The sequence below is a fragment of the Paenibacillus sp. IITD108 genome, from assembly GCF_036541265.1.
Classification (GTDB): domain Bacteria; phylum Bacillota; class Bacilli; order Paenibacillales; family Paenibacillaceae; genus Pristimantibacillus.
On the sequence record NZ_JAZHCT010000039.1, the window covers coordinates 31,893 to 48,202 of the forward strand.

Consider the following 16,310-nt stretch of genomic DNA (forward strand, 5'->3'; position numbering starts at 1 on the left):
GATAAGCTCAGAGCAACAAATGACCCAGCCTAGGATAAGAGTTATCTCAGGCTGGGTCGCGTTATACATTCGACTTTATAGCAGAGCTTGTATATTAATCTATAAACGGGGTGATATGCGTTTGGTTACAGTTGAAACGGAAGTGCTTATTAAAGCACCAATAGAAATTTGTTTCGATTTCGCTAGAAATATTGAAGTACATACTCAAACTGTTTGGCAACATACGAAGGAGAGAGCAATCGAAGGAATTACGGAAAGCATGATCGGAGAAGGGGAAAGCGTAACATTTCAAGCGACTCATTTTTTTATTAGACAAAAGCTTACATCGCAGATCACAGCATATAGAAGACCTTATTATTTCATAGATGAAATGAGGAAGGGTGCATTTAAGAGCTTAAGACATGAACATATTTTTGAGGAACAAAACGGCATGACATTAATGAAGGATAGACTTGCGTTTGAAGCGCCATTTGGAATCATTGGGCGGATTACAGAAAGAATGATTTTGAAAAGATATATGAAGAGATTTTTGGAACATCGGAATTATCAATTAAAGCTGCGAATTACAGAAGAATATAAGAAAAATGAAGGCAAGATCAAACGGTAGGTCAATAGTGCTGGAAGAATTCATGTTTAACAAAGGGGGGATTAAATGAATCGCATTTTAGTAATAGGATCTGCCGGATCTGGAAAGTCTACGCTATCTCAACAGCTTAGTGAGCGATTACAACTCCCAATCATACATTTGGATAAGTACTATTGGAAACCAAACTGGATTGCAACCCCGGATGAGGAATGGGATCAATTTATTGCAGATGCAACCAGCCAGGAACAGTGGATTATGGATGGCAATTACTCAAGAACATTGGATTCGCGAATAAAACGGGCAGATGTAATTATTTTTTTAGATATGCCTAGATTGTTATGTATATACCGAATTATTAAACGAAGGATTAGATATCACGGAAAAACAAGACCGGATTTGAATGAAGAATGTCCTGAAAAACTTGACTGGGCATTTTTTATTTGGGTTTGGAACTATAAGAAAAGAAGTAGAATGAGAGTTATAAAAATGTTGGAATCAGTTAAGGGTCAAAAAGAAATTATAATTGTAAAGACAAGAAAACAAGTGAAAGAATTAATGAATCGAGTAAAGGTAACTGGTGGATTTCAAGGTGAATTATAAGGTGAGAGTGAAATGAATGTACAAGATTAATGTTGTAAATAGGTCGATAATAGTAGCTGTATTATTTTGTATAATAAGTGCATGCAGTAAAAATGAAAAACCATATGCTGTGAACGTGACAAATGATATTATAGTTAATTATAATGAAGAGGATTTCAAAAAGATTGAATATTTTGTTTCCAGCTTTAATGATGGCAAAGCAGATTACCTACTTGTAGTCCCTCCAATAATTGATGGCGGTTACTGGATTTATGACTTGTTTACAGATGGTAAAGAAATAAAGATAAGGATTGATTCATCAAGGGATTTTTATTCAGATCGTAAAAATCATGAGTTTACTTGCAAAGAAATTGCAATAAATGAAAAAACTGATGAAGGTAAGGGGAGAAGAATTTTAGAGGCAAATGGTTGTAAAGGAACTGATGCTATAGCGAAGCTTGAAGTATTAGTGCTTGAAGAAACTAAGTAACGATATTTTTTGGATTTAATCGTTGATGATCATGGAGCGGAATATCCCTCCTTGGTTTTAAGGAGTTTAATTATGGAAGTAGCTCAAACAACACACGACCCGGCCTAAGATAAGAGCTATCTAGGGCTGGGTTGTGTTGTAAATACGATATTTGATGGACTGAATTCAATAACAAAACGAGGTATATAATATGGATGATTTAAAGTATAGAGAGTCAATGGCTCAAATATTTCTAGTTAGACCGACGGTAGAATTAAGAGAAGCATATATAGAGTTTTTTCAAGATTGGCAAGAGTCTGGTGAAGATATGGTACCTTGGGTGATTTCTAAAGATCCAACAAATTATGAGGAAATGCTTGAATTTCTCTTTAAGAATGAAGATAAGCAAGATATTGCAGATGGATGGGTACCGAGCAGTACATTTTGGTTAGTGAATGAAGATCGAAAAGTCGTAGGCGCCGTCAATATAAGGCATGCATTAACTGAGAAACTCTTCAATAGTGGCGGACATATTGGATATGGAATACGCCCTTCCGAAAGAAAAAAAGGATACGCAACTAAATTATTGGCAATGGCACTTGAAAAAAGTAAAGAGATAGGAATCAGTAACGCTCTTGTAGTTTGTGATTATGTTAATGTTGCATCTAGAAAAACCATAATAAACAATGGTGGGGTGCAGGACAAAGACTTTATTGAGGAAGACGGAAACATTATAAACAGATTTTGGATAAAGCTTGCATAGAAGGGGTTTTGGAGAAAAGACCCGAAAAAAGAAAGTGGGATACTATTATGGAAGATCAATGGAGAATTTCTGAATATGATCCTTCTTGGCCCTTATTGTTTGAGGAAGTTGGAAAAAGATTAAGGGATTCGTTAAAAGAAATCGCCTTAAGAATTGATCATATTGGTTCAACTTCAGTTAATAGGTTAGCAGCAAAACCGATTATTGATATACAAATTTCAGTATCTAGTATAAATAATTTGCAAGAATATCAATCTAAAATTGAAGCAGTTGGATTTGTTTTTAGGGAAGAAAATCCTGATAGAACTAAAGGTTATTTTAGGGAAGTACCTGGCACTAGAAGAACACATATACATGTAAGGCAAGCAGGCAGTTATTCAGAACAACTATCACTACTATTTAGGGACTACTTAAGAACTCATCCTGAGGACTGTATAAGATATGAAAAAGAAAAATACAGATTAATGAACCTTTATAAGCAAGAAAGATCAAGATATGTAGAAGGTAAAGAACCGATTATATGGGATATTATTCAAAAGGCCCATCATTGGTCTCAGGAAATTGGATGGCAAGCCGGGCAATCAGATATATAAAAATTGAAGGATGAAAGAACGACGATAAACGAGAAATGCTATAAGGAAAGGTGAAATACTCGAGAGAAAAAAGGAGATCGTGAATTTGAGAAAAGTAGGGTACATCTCAGTATTACTCATTACTATACTAATGATTTCAGGTTGTTCCTCTACTAAGGAATTGTTTGTGGGAAATTGGGAAGCTCTCCAAGCGTCGCAAAAAGAAGGGACAAACGAAGAATTATCACATTATAACTACTGGGAGGTTAGGGACAAAGAAATTTCATTTTCAAATTATTATTTAACGAAAGAGAATGGAATAGAGACGAAAAAGTTTAATAATGAAAACAGGAAGAAATATGAATATACGTGGGATTCAAAAGCCGAAATAGTAATCAATAAGAAAGTGTACAAAGTAGAAATTAATAAAAATAAGTTAACTATTTCGAATAATAATATGGAAATACTATTTGAGAGAGTGGACTGAGGATAATGGGGTAACAAAAGGAGTCCTGACTTAATGAAAGTCGTAAGTGAATATTTGCCGAGAGATAAAGGTGATTTTGAAAGAGTTAATAAGTTGGCGGACTTAGATAAATCGATCATTGTATTATTAATCCCAAACTTAATCGAATGGTTACAAGACATAAATTGGCCTATTGCAATGAAGGTTTCAGGGTTATTACTAAAATACCCTAAAGAAACAATACCATATGTAAAACAAGTTCTAAGCACTAACGATGATATTTGGAAGGAATGGTGTTTGGTATACTTTGTTGAAAAATTACCGCAAGAGCTAAAAATAGATTTCATAAATGACTTAAAAAGAATATTATGCAGTCCAACAGCAGGCGAAAAACTTGAAGGAGTAAACGAAACAGCTGAAAGGATATTAAAATCAATTAATGCTCCTATAAATGATTAAGACTGAAATGAAAATAAAAAGAGGTGCTGCAGATGGCAAAGTCTTCTCGTGAAATGGTGGAGGAGTTTAAATCGTTTATTACTTTTGTAGAGGAACTTAGATCATTGGAAGAAGAATACTGGGATAAGCCCATTTCTGAAGGGAAGTGGAGTGTAAAAGATATTATAAGTCATATCATGTTATGGGATAGGTATTTTTATGATGAAGGAATTGGGAAGATTAAATTAGGAGAGTCAGTGACGGTAAAGCATTTGAATTTTGATGACTTTAATTTGAAGGCAAGGGAGTATGCCAAAACTCAAACCAGTGATGCAATAATTGAGCAGTTTCTAGCGCATAGGAACAAAATAATAGAGAATATTTCAGGATTAACCGAGGATGAATACTTGAAGGAATATAAGGATGGCGACAACAAGAAATTTTCAATAAGAGGTTACTTGAAAGGGTTTATCCCTCATGATAAGCATCATAAGAAGCAGATAGAAAAATATATAAAGTCACAAAAACAAGTGAAGGTAAAGTAATGAAGAAGAATTTAAACAGCTTTATAATAATTTTTTTATCACTTGGTTTAATAGTAATCGGTTTTAAATATATAGAATCCCAAAGTGCAAGAAAAGAGCTTCAAAGCACAATTGATAATTCATTTAGGCAACAATTAGGAAGTGTCCTTGGAAGTTTTAGTATGGAAGTAAATGATTATACGTATAGATCAATGATATCCACAGTGTCAAATGTATCTGCAATGTCGGAGCTGACTTCATACGGGAGGATTAATGACAATTTAGATATTAGTTTAAATTATTTGTATATATCATTAAGAGAAGAGAAGTCTAAAGATTTAGTTTTATTACGAGCAGACCAACTAAGAGAAATATTCCATTTATTGGTACAGGATCCTTCTAGTCAAGAAGCAACGGACAAAATAATTGAAATAACGAAAGAAGTATTTTTTGAAAATACGCAAGAATAGCTATTGTAGGGGGATAACTCCATGAAGCTAAGAAAAGGATTATTAACGGCTTGGATCATTCTACAAGTATTTTTACTATTTTTAAACATTCGTGTTCTTATATTTATATCTGTTAACATGGAAGGCCTTAGGGAAATCAATGAATTGGGACGATGGTTATTTTTTTGGATTGTATTCAGTGTTATATGGGTGATAGGCTCATTAAGAATTTTTAAATGGTATAAGCTCGGGAAGTTTCATATTGAAATTATAGATAAGAATATAGCTGGAAATAACCAAATGAAAAAACTGCCTACATTACATCTGGATAGATTATTATTGCGTCCCTTTAGATTGGAAGATGCCAAAGTAGTTCAGCAATTAGCGGGAGATAGGTACATTGCTGAAATGACACTAAATATTCCTCACCCATATGAGGATGGCGTTGCAGAGAAATGGATAGAAACACATAACAAAAACTTTAATGAAGACCGATTACTTGAATTAGCAATCGTGCATAAAGAGGATAACTATTTCATTGGCGCAATAAGTATAGGAATTAATAAAAATTATAATCATGGGGAGCTTGCTTATTGGGTCGGTAAAAAGTACATGAATAATGGTTATTGTACTGAGGCTGCTAAAGGAATTGTAAAATATGCATTTGAGGAAATGAAGTTAAATCGTATATTTTCACGACATTTAGGGAGAAACCCTGCTTCAGGAAAGGTTATGAAAAAAATAGGTATGCAATACGAAGGTCTGTTAAGGCAGCATGTTATAAAATGGGAACAACATGAAGATCTTTTGTATTATGGTCTTTTGAGGGAAGAATATTTTCAGACTACAAGCAATTGATAAAAATCTAGTCGTATTGGAGGCCCCTAGGATGGCACCGGATATAACCATTCGAGTAGCGGTAGAATTTGATGCAGTACAATTACAAAAACTGAATTGTGAATTTAATGGACCAGAATTAACATCTGTAGATGAAATACAAGAAAGCATAAAGACCTCGAACGAAGTAATAGCAGTAGCATTAAAGAATGAGGTTTATGTTGGGTTTATTTGTGCCCAGTATTTTAAGTCGTTTTGTTATCGCAATTTACAAGGGGAAATAACGGAAGTATATGTTAGAGAAGCTTTCCGGGGGAGAGGAATAGCTGCTAGGTTAATTTCCTTCGTTGAGAAAGAGCTTCATAATCGGGGAGTAAGAGACATGAAAGTTTTAACAGGCGGTGATAATCACGAAGCAATAAAGACTTATTCACGGTCCCAATATGTGAAAGATGATGATTTAGTATTTTATAAAACATCTTGGTAGAATAGTTGAAGGGGGCATAATCATGGGATCAAGAATAATGCATGCGGTTATTGCTAATAGAATTGCTGAGACTTTGTCGATAGAAGATGGAACTGCATTTCTATTGGGAAGCATTGCTCCAGATGCTGTTTCACCAAAAGAGCTTTCTCACTTCTTTAAAGGGGAAGTGCATGATTATACAAGGTCCATTGATTATAAGGGTTTTTTAAATAAATATAGCTCACATAAAGAGAGCTATTACGTATTGGGTTACTTTACACATTTGATTGCTGATGATCTGTGGCTGAGAGGCTTTAATCTTCCTTGGCTTAAAAATAGAATGGAAGCTAATAAAGATTTATATGCTTTATATCATAACGATTTTCGACTGCTTAATAGTAAATTATTAGAATACTATGGATGTAAAGATAAATTGAAAAATATGTTTAGTTCTCATCGTGGCATTTTGGATTTGCAAGAGGTTAGTTCGAAAGATGTTGAGCAATTCCTTCCTTATGTATTAGGTGATATGGAGTATGATAAGGGAGTTCTGGATGAAAAACTTAATGTTTTTACGTTTGATCAGATAATTGGTTATATAGAGACATCCGTTGACTTGGGGATGATGAAATTAAAACTATAGTTTCTTTTAAGTAATATTAATAAGAGATGAGGTGTTTGCTATTAATTTCATTAATTTCGATGGCAGAACGTTCGTATCCATTCAGAATACAGAGAATGGGGAGGTTTCGAGTGAAACGTTATTTCATTATAAACAACGAGATCGCATTGTTTGGGCTGACTATTCAGGCGGAGGAATAGTGATTGGCCACTTAGTTGGAACGGTAGATGATAATGGTGTATTGAATATGAGCTATCATCATATTAACGAACATGGGGAATTAATGACCGGATTATGCAAATCGACTCCAGAGATATTAGAGGATGGCCTTATCAGAATGCATGAACAATGGCAATGGACATGTAAAGACCATTCTAGAGGGCATTCAATAATTGAAGAGATTAAGAGTTGATCGTTAAAAATATTGCTCGTAACGAAATCAAAGCAGCAATATTTGAATAAGTAAAGGGAATTGTCTATACTCTTATTGATAATAATAATCAATATCATAATTAGATATCAATTGATATACAAAGGAGGGAAACGATTTGAAGCTGCAAATGAATACCCATAACCTAGGATGTTTATTTAATAAACTAGATCATGTTTCGTTGTCATCACCTCAACTTGAGCAATATCATCAGAAATATTCGCTTCCGCTGCAAAGCGGGAAAGGGCATGTACAACGAATTCGTTTGCGCAATGGGATGGAAATGAATTGGTTTGACGCGAAGTTTGATGAAACGATTAAATTAGATGTAGGTGTTCAATATCCACATTTGGAAATCTCCTATACGCTAAGAGGGCAAGGCAACTGGAAGAAGGCTGGCCAAGCAAGAAGCTATGATTTGTCCACGGGTATTTCTACGCTGCTCTACGTTCGCAATGAAAACGTTCATGCAGAGCTTTCCCCTTATGAGCGAATGCTTCATATGGAGCTTCGAATCGATATTAGGCATTTGAATGAGCTGCTTCCTGAATTGGCGCGCATGTCGAATGAAACGTTCTTCTGCAGACAAGTAGCAGGGTCTCCTCATATTTCTTTAATTGTGGAGCAAATGAAAGAATGTCCATACAGCGGTGTTCTTCAGAAGCTCTATTTGGAAGGAAAAGCGTTTGAACTGCTAGCTTATCATTTGGATGGAGCGGCGAGGGAAAAGTTAAAAGCCGAGGCAATATCAAAGCTAAAAGCCGGCGATATTCAAAGTCTGCATGAAGCCAAAAATTTTCTGTCTCATATGTGGCAGCAGCCTCCCAGTCTGCTCGAGCTTGCCAGAATGGTTGGCCTGAACGACTACAAGCTCAAGCTTGGGTTCAAGGAATTGTTCGGCACGACTGTCTTTGGCTATGTACGGGGCTTGAGAATGCATGAAGCTCGAAAAATGCTAGAGCAAGGAGAAGGCAATGTGAGCGAAGTCGCCAGCATAGTTGGCTATCACAATTTAAGCCATTTTGCTAATTTATTTCGTAAAACTTATGGCTATAATCCAAGCGAGGTTGAAAAGGGTTATTTTCACAAGTAAGTTAATTTGAAAAATCAAATAATCCGTTAAGCGTTAAGGATAATCCGTTTGTTGGCAGATAATCTTTTCGTATTCGTTGATAATGAATGGTAATCTCTTGAAATCTCGCCAGAGTAATCTCGGGCTGAGAAATTAGGGATTACGATCAAAAAGGTCAATGCTGCGAAAGGAGATAGATGCAAGGATGGTACGAGTAAGATTCGGCATTTTTTTTAGTGTATTTGTTGCAATGGTTGGCTTGATGATTATCGCTCCTGTTATGCCTCCACTAATACGTGAATTGGGGCTAAGTGAAACTCATTCTGGCTTAATTATTTCTTTGGGCTCTGTTGCGATGGCCATAATGGCTCCAGTGTGGGGGAGATGGAGTGATTTAAAAGGAAGAAAGTTTATTGTTTTAATAGGATTCTTAGGAATGTTTGTCAGTTATGTTCTTTTCACTCTTACGATGTATGCTGGATTATCGAAGCTTATTAGTGGCGGACTACTGCTTGTATTGTTAATTGCTGCTCGCAGTTTGGTCGGTTTGTGCATTCCAGCCGTTCCAGCTTCGGCACAGGCATATATGGCTGACGTTACAGATGAAAAAGGCAGATCAGCAGGAATGGCATTAATTGGTGCGGCTAATGGAATGGGGCTTGTGCTTGGTCCTGCGATTGCCGGTGGATTTGCACTTATCGGACTTATCTGGCCGCTTTATATCGGTGCAATATTACCTCTTGTTGCATTTGTCGTTGTGCTAATGCTCATTCCCAATCAAAAGCCAGTTATTCACGAAAAGCCACCGAAGGTAAACCCGTTTCAAAAAGGGCTGCGCCTTTACTTGTTTGCAGGATTCGCAACCATGCTTAGCATTGTTTCTTTGCAAGTAATAGGAGGTTTTTATTTTCAAGACCAGCTGGCTTTAACTACGAAGGAAACTGCACGAATGATTTCTCTAGGGCTAATGTTCAGTGGAGTGGCGATGATTGTTACACAAGGGGTACAAATGAAAAAGCATTGGCAGCCAAAGTCTGTCATTGTAGCAGGATCTTTACTTGTGATGATCAGTATGGCGCTTTTTTTATTAGTAGTTAACTTAGTTGCTTTTTATGCTGCTTTCTTCATGTTCGGTATTGGAGCGGGCCTCATGATGCCTGGCTTTATGGCAGGCTCCTCCCTTTCTGTTGCTCGTGAGCAGCAAGGAGGCGTGGCCGGTCTTGTGGCTTCGGTGCAGGGCATTTCTGCCGTAATCGCTCCCATTTTAAGCACAAGTCTTTATCAACGGGATAAGCATCTTCCAATTCTTTTTGTAGCAGCTGTTGTGTTTATTATGATGGTCACTTTATTATCAGTGAAAAAGAAAGCGGCCGCGAGCTTGTCAGCATAGCCTCATATAATAAAGGAACATGAAAAACACTGTACCCAATTATGAGGTGCGGTGTGTTTGTTTTTGTAAACCTATTGCGAATAGTTCTCAAATCGAATATAATAATGATAATCATTATCAGTTAAGTTGATAAGTACATAGGGGGCACATGGAGAAAATGTTAAAAAAATATATGGCAGTCGTTATCGTATTTGCGTTTATTTTAACGGGGTGTATGGAGAAAACAGATAATTCGCCAAAGGAACAAAACAATAATGATAATTCTTCTGGAAATCAAACCATTGAAATCGAAGATGGCTATGGTACACAAACCTTTGATGGTGTTAAGTCTCGGGTGGTTACGCTAGAATGGAGCGTCACGGAGGAAATGCTTATTACAGGCGTTCAGCCTGTTGGCGTCGCAGACATAGAAAACTTCAATAAATGGGTAACGATTGACGCAGAGCTATCCAAAGATGTCGTTGATGTAGGCGGCCGGATTGAACCGAATTTGGAAGTTATTTCGCAATTGAACCCTGATGTGATTATCGGGATAAAAGGGCGTCATGAAAAAATAAAAGCCGAGCTCGAGAAAATCGCTCCTGTCATTATGTATGACAATGCAACAGCAGAAGCGCAAGCTGATCTGTACGCTCATATGATGAAAACGTTAAAACAGACAGCTAAGCTGGTGGGCAAAGAGAAAGAAGCGGATGCAGCAATTCAGCGGCTGGAGGGCCAGTATGCAGAAGCTAAAAAAGCAATTGAAGACGCTAAATTAACAACAAATGAATTTGTGTTTACTCAGGCGTTTTCCGTTAATCAGGCTCCCACATTCCGTATTTTTACAAAAAACTCAATTGTTAGCCATGTGCTTGAAAATTTAGGGCTGGTCAATAAAATTCTAGATGAGGCACAGTCGGCAAGCGGCCTTATTGAAACAAACGTTGAGGGCTTATCCAAATATCAAGAAGCGATGCTGCTTCATACGGTTCAAAAAGATGATCCTTTGTTCAACAATCTTGAAAATAATGCAGCATGGAAAGGCCTTTATTTCGTAAAAGAAAATGAAATGTATGATGTAGGCGCTGGTGTATGGACGTTTGGCAGCGTGCTATCGATGGAAACATTAGTTGAACATGTTAAGCAAGCGCTAGTGAAGTGAGTGCAATGAAAAAATCTTTATCTTTATTAGCAGGTTTTATTGTCCTTTTTGCAGTACTTGGAGCTATCCATGTAAGCCAAGGGCAAGCCTCGCATGGTTTAATCGCCTTTTGGCAAGAGGTTTGGCACGATGAGCAGCAAATGAACTTTTTGCTGTACAGCAGGCTTCCGCGATTTGTGATTGGCTGTTTAGCGGGAGCCGCGCTTGCTGTTGCTGGCATGCTGCTGCAATCCATGACTAGAAATCCGCTCGCAAGTGCGAGTACGCTGGGGATTCATGCAGGGGCTTATTTTTTCGTAGTGCTATTTACGATTTTTTTGCCTTCGATAAGCGGTAAATTTCCGATTCTGATCACAATGTCAGGCGGAATTGCAGCTGCCTTAATCGTAAGCTTTCTAGTTGGCAAATCACTGGATCCTGTCCGCATTGCGCTTACAGGGATGATTGTCACGATGTTATTTTCATCCTTTACCAGTGCGTTGCAATTGTTGTTCGAGAATGAAGTTTCCGGATTGTTTCTCTGGGGCTCGGGTACTTTGCTTCAGCTGGATTGGAGCGGGGTACAATTTGCATGGCCTTGGATTACGGGAGCTCTGTTGTTTGCTTTGTTAGTCAGCCGGCGTTTTGATATACTGCTGCTTGGTGATGAGGTAGCATCCGGGCTAGGGCAAAATGTCACACTTAGCAAGTCTCTAGGATGGCTTATTGCGATTTTGCTTGCAGCCGTAACCGTGTCCGCAGTAGGACCGATTGGATTTGTAGGAATCATTGCACCGCATCTGGTCAGGCTGATGGGGTTCCGGATGCATCGCACCATGATTATTGGAAATATCGTTGTAGGGGCAGCTTTGTTAATTGGTGCTGATATTTTGGTACGTATCGTTTCCACAACATCCGAGCTTCCGGTTGGAGCAATGACGGCAATTATCGGAGGTCCATGGCTTGTTTACTTGGCTTTTAAAATGGGCGTTTCAACACGTACAAAAGCAGGATCGCTGGATGGCCAAGTACGCATCCGATCATTAACTCGTTTTTATCCTGTTGTTATATTGTTTGTTCTTTTATTAGTCATTGTAAGCTTGTCGTTTGGAGGAACGCGTTTTACATCTTTAGCTGACTTGCCGCAGCAATTGATGCATAACCGTTATGTATGGGATTTCCGGGTACCGCGTGTAATAGTCAGCTTTATTATTGGCATGATGATGGCGATGAGTGGATTGATCCTGCAAAATGTATTGCGCAATCCGCTGGCAGACTCTTCTGTGCTTGGTATTACGTCGGGCGCGAATGTGATGGCGATGCTGTTTTTGCTTGTATTTCCGCAAGCTCCGTTTATATTTGTACCGATTGGCGCATTAATTGGTGCATTTGTGACGATGATCATTGTGCTGAGTATTAGTGCAAAAAGCGGATTTCAACCGATGATTTTGTTGTTAATGGGTATAGCCTTTTCGGCAGTTGGTGCTGCGCTTATTCAGATTTTCATTGTGAAATCCAACTTACACGCATCTCAGGCGCTGACTTGGCTGGCAGGCAGCACTTATGGCACAAGCTGGCATCATATGTGGATCGTAATCGGTACTTTCCTTCTTATTCTTCCCATTGTGCTTTACTTTGCCAGAGCAATCGATGTTTTATCCTTTGGAGATGAAGTGTCCACAGGCGTTGGTGTCAATACGCGAAAGTCGCGGCTGCTCATTATTATTTTAGTTGTTGCATTGTCAGCTATCAGCGTCTCCGTAGTTGGAGCAATCGGGTTTATTGGTCTGCTCGCTCCTCATATTGCAAGACAGCTGGTTGGTCCCAAAATGCTGCGACTGCTGCCGCTGACGCTTTGTGTCGGAGGAATTTTATTAATTAGTGCAGATTTCTTTGGTCGGGTAATCTTAGCGCCGAAGGAGATACCTGCAGGAATTATTGTTTCTTTAATCGGTGCACCATACTTGCTTTATTTATTGAAGAAAACGAATAAGATAAGTACAAAATAAAGAAGATAGAGCTGTTTCGTATGTCATTAAGATGATATATGGAACGGCTCTTCCATTTTTAAGGGAAATTTAATAGAATTGGTAGTAAATAGCTGTTGTTCTATCCGGCGGATATAGATAAGGAGGCTAATAATGAAATACATTCTAGAGCCTTACGTAAAAGATTTACAACTTTCAGGTGAATTGGAGAACAATATCCGATTATTCTTTTTATCCCATAATGACCTCGAAACCCTCAATCATACAATTACAGTGGCAAATGAGGCTGAGCGTGTAGCCAGGCTATACGGTGCAGACCCACACAAGGCTAAACAGGCCGGTTTACTGCATGATGTTAGCAATGTCATTCCTGCTAGTGAAATGTTAGCAGTTGCTAAACAACTTTCAATTGAATTATTGGATGATGAGTACAAATACGGACGAATAGTACATCAGAAATTATCAAAAGCAATGGCTGTGGAAATATTTAAAATTCATGACGAGGAAATATTAGACGCTATCGAATGTCATACAACGTTAAAACCGAAATCAAGTCTGCTTGATAAAGTGCTATTTATCTCGGATAAGATATCGTGGGAACTGCAGGGTGATCATCAATATCTGATAGATATCAGAGAAAAGGTCAACGATCATAAACTTGATGAGGGAATCTTGACATACTTAAATCATATTTGGGAACAGAGAGATAAGATGAAATTAGTTCATCCATGGTTGATAAAGGCAAGAGAAGAACTGCTGAATTTGAAATTGTAACAAGGAGAGCTTAAAGATGAGGATAACCTACAAGGACAGTATGGACATTAAAGCCGAGGATCTTTCAAAAGTATTTCTGGCTTCAGGGATTAAGAGACCTTATGAGGATCTAGAACGATTACAACGAATGATTAACAATGCTGACATCATAATTACAGCATGGGAAGATGAAAAATTAATTGGAATAGCACGTGCGGTAACTGATTACGCATACTGTTGTTATTTATCTAAAAGAGGGAAATAACAATTGACCAGACATTACGAGGGGTAAATTTTCTGGAAGTTAAAGTAATAACAGAAACATAATATTTCACTTTCGATCGTATACAAGTTTATAGGAGACTGGAGGGAAAACATGTTAAACATGAATAATATCTATCTCATTTCCGACATACCTGGTTATTCTCCTCAAATTAGCCGGTTGCTGTCGATGATGAATTATGCAAGGTTTACAACATTAGAAGCCGTTAAAAATTTAACTATAGATCAACTGGATTTTTTACTAGATGAAGAGAGTAATTCCATTGGCGCTTTGCTGCTGCATTTTGCGGCGGTAGAATATGCATATCAGTTGCAAACCTTTGAATTAAGAGAGTTAAATGATAAAGAAATATCCATTTGGGGTGCAGCTTTGGAGCTTGGTGAAAAAGGACGAAAAGAAATTAGAGGAAATGATCTGAAATATTATATGGATAAATGAAGTCAGAAATCGAACTTTCGAATTATTTAAATCGGTTAATGATGATTGGCTATATAAACAGGAAGAGTTCTGGTATAAAAAACAAGCAAATTATTACTTTATGTGGTTTCATGTTTTCGAAGATGAAATTAATCATAGGGGTCAAATTAGAATGATAAGAAAAAGATTGGAGATAATCGATTAGCCGAGTGTTTGCTGCACTCGGCTTCTTTATAAAGATAAACTATTTCTAAAAAGCTAAGCGTGGAAAGTGAAGTGACGAAGTGAAAGGGTATTATTTATTAGTTGCTCTAGTATTAGCATCATTAGTTATACAGAGCTGTTCAGGGGCTGATAATAAACAACGAATAGCTGCTGTAAAGAAAGGGGAATTATGAAAAAAAAGATAATCTTGATAGGTATTAGTGTGATTGTTTTAATAGTAATTATCACTAATGCCAGCATTCCAGGGGAAAAGAAGTACATCAATTGGTTACTTGAAGAACATTCCATTTCTTGTACAAATACGTATATACTTAGTGATTGTAAGTTAATAGATGACAATCAAAAAATTGACCGCTTATCAAGGAATGTAACAATTGTTGGAATATACACTACAATTTCAGATACGTTTCGAGATCAGGATGGAAATATAATAGTAATAAACTCTTTAGGGATAATGAATAAGTTCTATAATAGATGAATTGAACCATTTGAAAGGAGCTTTACCAGCTATAAGCTTGTTTTTCGTTTCAATAACTGCACGGAGGGATAGTTGATGTCGAAAAAATTAACAGGGCAATATGGGATTATGTTATATGTAAAAGATTTTAGAAGTATCGAGTTCTTAATATTAGAGCGATAAATGAAAAATAAAATTTTGACATTAGTAATAATGCTGCCCCTCTTAATAGTAACAATTATTTCGGCTGCGAAGATATTTGCTTCTTATAATTTTGAAAAAGAAATGAAGAATATTGCGTTTAATCAAGTAAGACTTTTTATGTCGCAATCAGAAGTGGAGAAACTGTACGGCTTGGGCAAAGATTTAACACCAGGATGTTTTGGCTGTGAGTTGAATTTTATATACCCAGATATTTATTTATCGGGAAGATACTCAGATACCTACGATAGAATGAAGGGAGTTAACATTGATCATAATAAAAGCCCTAAAATAAAGAGAATGGAAACAGCAAATCAATCGAATAAAATATTTAATATTAGAGTTGGAGATACATTTGAAAAGGCTGAACAAATTTTAAGATCGAAAGGATTTCAAAAAATTAAATCAGGTACTTTTAAAAAGAAAAATTATAGGGTTGAAATATTTGACGATGCAGAAATTAATGATTCGAATACCGCCAAACATGAAACGGATGACGGAATAATTAAAAGCATGGCAGTTAGTTATGATGTAGAGAAGGATAATTTAATACAATACTAAGCAAAGAATAGGCTTGATTAGTGAGACCGCATTAGGAAGGTGATGATTTGCTCTATCATATTAGCGAGAATTCGAATATTGAACAATTTATGCCAAGAAAATCTGATACGAGACCGGATTTGCCTCCTATTGTTTGGCGTTAAATGAAAAACGCTTGGTCAATTATTTGTTTCCAAGAGAATGTCCAAGAATTATTTTTACCAAGGGCCCAGAGGTCAGTGAAGAGGATCAAAGAGTGTTTTTTGGGCATACAACTTCACAAACAATTATAACCGTTGAAAGCTCTTGGTATGAGCGGATAAGGGAGATAACATTATTCAAATATTCATTTGAACAAAGTCATTTTCAATTAATTGATGAGATCGCAGGTTATTATATTTCGGAGGAGATAATAAAACCTGTTAACGTTGAACCTGTAAACAATTTAATTGATCAAATACTATCATACGGAGTTGAATTAAGGTTTACGCCCAATCTACACCCCTTAAGAAATGCATTATTAGAATCTTCGATTAATGATTTTTCCATAATTAGATTTAGAAATGCAGAAAAGTAGACGGGAATCGGGATTCGGGATACCTTTCAACAGAGGGGATGATAACTATGTTTTATGTTAATGCAAGAGCTATTATTGAACGG

Annotated in this window: 21 protein-coding genes and 1 pseudogene; all 22 read left to right on the forward strand. The window is 36.9% G+C overall.

What is annotated here, in order from left to right; genetic code table 11:
* Positions 1–121 precede the first annotated feature (121 nt).
* The 22 genes and pseudogenes from V1L65_RS24510 (at position 122) to V1L65_RS24615 (ending at position 16,227) form a co-directional block, all read left to right on the forward strand.
* Positions 122–607, forward strand: a complete 486-nt coding sequence (locus tag V1L65_RS24510) for an SRPBCC family protein (protein WP_331701905.1) — start codon at positions 122–124, stop codon at positions 605–607.
* Between the two features lie 45 nt (positions 608–652).
* A complete protein-coding gene (locus V1L65_RS24515) occupies positions 653–1,186 on the forward strand; it encodes a DNA topology modulation protein (RefSeq protein WP_331701907.1) in 534 nt (177 codons plus the stop codon).
* Positions 1,187–1,202: 16 nt separating this feature from the next.
* The gene (locus V1L65_RS24520) at positions 1,203–1,655 is read left to right on the forward strand and encodes a hypothetical protein (RefSeq protein WP_331701908.1); all 453 of its coding nucleotides are present in this window, start codon (positions 1,203–1,205) and stop codon (positions 1,653–1,655) included.
* Positions 1,656–1,845: 190 nt separating this feature from the next.
* Positions 1,846–2,397, forward strand: a complete 552-nt coding sequence (locus V1L65_RS24525) for a GNAT family N-acetyltransferase (RefSeq protein WP_331701909.1) — start codon at positions 1,846–1,848, stop codon at positions 2,395–2,397.
* A gap of 47 nt (positions 2,398–2,444) precedes the next feature.
* Positions 2,445–2,990 carry a GrpB family protein gene (locus tag V1L65_RS24530; RefSeq protein WP_331701910.1) on the forward strand — a complete coding sequence of 182 codons (546 nt, stop codon included), beginning with the start codon at positions 2,445–2,447 and terminating at the stop codon, positions 2,988–2,990.
* Positions 2,991–3,075: 85 nt separating this feature from the next.
* On the forward strand, positions 3,076–3,456 hold the full coding sequence (locus V1L65_RS24535) for a hypothetical protein (protein ID WP_331701911.1): 381 nt from the start codon (positions 3,076–3,078) through the stop codon (positions 3,454–3,456).
* Between the two features lie 33 nt (positions 3,457–3,489).
* Positions 3,490–3,894, forward strand: a complete 405-nt coding sequence (locus V1L65_RS24540) for a DUF5071 domain-containing protein (protein WP_331701912.1) — start codon at positions 3,490–3,492, stop codon at positions 3,892–3,894.
* A gap of 32 nt (positions 3,895–3,926) precedes the next feature.
* Positions 3,927–4,418, forward strand: a complete 492-nt coding sequence (locus V1L65_RS24545) for a DinB family protein (RefSeq protein WP_331701913.1) — start codon at positions 3,927–3,929, stop codon at positions 4,416–4,418.
* On the forward strand, positions 4,418–4,867 hold the full coding sequence (locus V1L65_RS24550) for a hypothetical protein (RefSeq protein WP_331701914.1): 450 nt from the start codon (positions 4,418–4,420) through the stop codon (positions 4,865–4,867). Before V1L65_RS24545 ends, V1L65_RS24550 begins: the two co-directional genes overlap by 1 nt.
* A gap of 21 nt (positions 4,868–4,888) precedes the next feature.
* Positions 4,889–5,704: a GNAT family N-acetyltransferase gene (locus V1L65_RS24555; protein WP_331701915.1), complete on the forward strand. Its 816-nt coding sequence runs from the start codon at positions 4,889–4,891 to the stop codon at positions 5,702–5,704.
* Between the two features lie 31 nt (positions 5,705–5,735).
* A complete protein-coding gene (locus V1L65_RS24560; protein ID WP_331701916.1) occupies positions 5,736–6,170 on the forward strand; it encodes a GNAT family N-acetyltransferase in 435 nt (144 codons plus the stop codon).
* Positions 6,171–6,192: 22 nt separating this feature from the next.
* The gene (locus V1L65_RS24565; protein WP_331701917.1) at positions 6,193–6,792 is read left to right on the forward strand and encodes a zinc dependent phospholipase C family protein; all 600 of its coding nucleotides are present in this window, start codon (positions 6,193–6,195) and stop codon (positions 6,790–6,792) included.
* 527 nt (positions 6,793–7,319) lie between these two features.
* The gene (locus V1L65_RS24570; RefSeq protein WP_331701918.1) at positions 7,320–8,294 is read left to right on the forward strand and encodes a helix-turn-helix transcriptional regulator; all 975 of its coding nucleotides are present in this window, start codon (positions 7,320–7,322) and stop codon (positions 8,292–8,294) included.
* Positions 8,295–8,478: 184 nt separating this feature from the next.
* Positions 8,479–9,663, forward strand: a complete 1,185-nt coding sequence (locus tag V1L65_RS24575) for an MFS transporter (protein ID WP_331701919.1) — start codon at positions 8,479–8,481, stop codon at positions 9,661–9,663.
* A 157-nt stretch (positions 9,664–9,820) separates the two neighbouring features.
* Entirely contained in the window at positions 9,821–10,807 is a 987-nt protein-coding gene (locus V1L65_RS24580; RefSeq protein ID WP_331701920.1) for an ABC transporter substrate-binding protein, read from the forward strand.
* Between the two features lie 5 nt (positions 10,808–10,812).
* Positions 10,813–12,795: an iron ABC transporter permease gene (locus V1L65_RS24585; protein ID WP_331701921.1), complete on the forward strand. Its 1,983-nt coding sequence runs from the start codon at positions 10,813–10,815 to the stop codon at positions 12,793–12,795.
* Positions 12,796–12,927: 132 nt separating this feature from the next.
* On the forward strand, positions 12,928–13,548 hold the full coding sequence (gene yqeK, locus V1L65_RS24590) for a bis(5'-nucleosyl)-tetraphosphatase (symmetrical) YqeK (protein WP_331701922.1): 621 nt from the start codon (positions 12,928–12,930) through the stop codon (positions 13,546–13,548).
* Positions 13,549–13,564: 16 nt separating this feature from the next.
* Complete coding sequence (locus V1L65_RS24595; RefSeq protein WP_331701923.1) at positions 13,565–13,792, forward strand: hypothetical protein; 228 nt, start codon at positions 13,565–13,567, stop codon at positions 13,790–13,792.
* A 111-nt stretch (positions 13,793–13,903) separates the two neighbouring features.
* A pseudogene (locus V1L65_RS24600) lies at positions 13,904–14,432 on the forward strand (DinB family protein).
* Between the two features lie 189 nt (positions 14,433–14,621).
* Positions 14,622–14,930, forward strand: coding sequence for a hypothetical protein (locus V1L65_RS24605; RefSeq protein WP_331701924.1), 309 nt, complete (start codon positions 14,622–14,624; stop codon positions 14,928–14,930).
* 162 nt (positions 14,931–15,092) lie between these two features.
* Positions 15,093–15,671 carry a hypothetical protein gene (locus V1L65_RS24610; protein ID WP_331701925.1) on the forward strand — a complete coding sequence of 193 codons (579 nt, stop codon included), beginning with the start codon at positions 15,093–15,095 and terminating at the stop codon, positions 15,669–15,671.
* A 166-nt stretch (positions 15,672–15,837) separates the two neighbouring features.
* Positions 15,838–16,227: a DUF6886 family protein gene (locus tag V1L65_RS24615; protein ID WP_331701926.1), complete on the forward strand. Its 390-nt coding sequence runs from the start codon at positions 15,838–15,840 to the stop codon at positions 16,225–16,227.
* Positions 16,228–16,310: the final 83 nt, after the last annotated feature.

Coding starts and splice junctions, on each gene's coding strand:
- V1L65_RS24515 (WP_331701907.1), top strand. CDS start 653: ATGAATCGCATTTTAGTAATAGGATCTGCCGGATCTGGAAAGTCTACG.
- V1L65_RS24520 (WP_331701908.1), top strand. CDS start 1,203: ATGTACAAGATTAATGTTGTAAATAGGTCGATAATAGTAGCTGTATTA.
- V1L65_RS24525 (WP_331701909.1), top strand. CDS start 1,846: ATGGATGATTTAAAGTATAGAGAGTCAATGGCTCAAATATTTCTAGTT.
- V1L65_RS24530 (WP_331701910.1), top strand. CDS start 2,445: ATGGAAGATCAATGGAGAATTTCTGAATATGATCCTTCTTGGCCCTTA.
- V1L65_RS24540 (WP_331701912.1), top strand. CDS start 3,490: ATGAAAGTCGTAAGTGAATATTTGCCGAGAGATAAAGGTGATTTTGAA.
- V1L65_RS24545 (WP_331701913.1), top strand. CDS start 3,927: ATGGCAAAGTCTTCTCGTGAAATGGTGGAGGAGTTTAAATCGTTTATT.
- V1L65_RS24550 (WP_331701914.1), top strand. CDS start 4,418: ATGAAGAAGAATTTAAACAGCTTTATAATAATTTTTTTATCACTTGGT.
- V1L65_RS24555 (WP_331701915.1), top strand. CDS start 4,889: ATGAAGCTAAGAAAAGGATTATTAACGGCTTGGATCATTCTACAAGTA.
- V1L65_RS24560 (WP_331701916.1), top strand. CDS start 5,736: ATGGCACCGGATATAACCATTCGAGTAGCGGTAGAATTTGATGCAGTA.
- V1L65_RS24565 (WP_331701917.1), top strand. CDS start 6,193: ATGGGATCAAGAATAATGCATGCGGTTATTGCTAATAGAATTGCTGAG.
- V1L65_RS24575 (WP_331701919.1), top strand. CDS start 8,479: ATGGTACGAGTAAGATTCGGCATTTTTTTTAGTGTATTTGTTGCAATG.
- V1L65_RS24580 (WP_331701920.1), top strand. CDS start 9,821: ATGTTAAAAAAATATATGGCAGTCGTTATCGTATTTGCGTTTATTTTA.
- V1L65_RS24585 (WP_331701921.1), top strand. CDS start 10,813: ATGAAAAAATCTTTATCTTTATTAGCAGGTTTTATTGTCCTTTTTGCA.
- yqeK (WP_331701922.1), top strand. CDS start 12,928: ATGAAATACATTCTAGAGCCTTACGTAAAAGATTTACAACTTTCAGGT.
- V1L65_RS24595 (WP_331701923.1), top strand. CDS start 13,565: ATGAGGATAACCTACAAGGACAGTATGGACATTAAAGCCGAGGATCTT.
- V1L65_RS24605 (WP_331701924.1), top strand. CDS start 14,622: ATGAAAAAAAAGATAATCTTGATAGGTATTAGTGTGATTGTTTTAATA.
- V1L65_RS24610 (WP_331701925.1), top strand. CDS start 15,093: ATGAAAAATAAAATTTTGACATTAGTAATAATGCTGCCCCTCTTAATA.